The organism is Leifsonia sp. HAY1-4F, assembly GCF_056755275.1.
In genome coordinates this window covers 1-247 of the sequence record NZ_JBNDHX010000486.1, presented here as the reverse complement: position 1 = coordinate 247, position 247 = coordinate 1, and the positions used below count along the sequence as shown (strand labels likewise).

Below are 247 nucleotides of genomic sequence, written 5' to 3'. Positions count from 1 at the left end.
GCCCGGGCCGTTGGAAAGGAAGATGCCGTCCGGATTGAGGCCGAGCACGTCTTCGGTCGAAGCGGTTGCCGGCAAGACGGTGACCTTGCAATCGAGACCGGCAAATAGGCGCAGGATGTTGCGCTTGACGCCGTAGTCGAGGCAGGCGATGTGGTACTTGGCTTCGTCGGCGCCCAGCTCGCCATAGCCCTCGTTCCAGACCCACGGGGTCTGCGACCAGTGCGAAGACTGGCCGGATGAGGCGACC

At 64.4% G+C, this 247-nt stretch carries 1 protein-coding gene; it reads right to left on the bottom strand.

Annotated features, from left to right (window positions below):
- Window positions 1–247, bottom strand: a 247-nt coding sequence (locus tag ACPYOG_RS20225; RefSeq protein WP_481295876.1) for a glutamine amidotransferase-related protein, incomplete at both ends; no start/stop codon positions are given.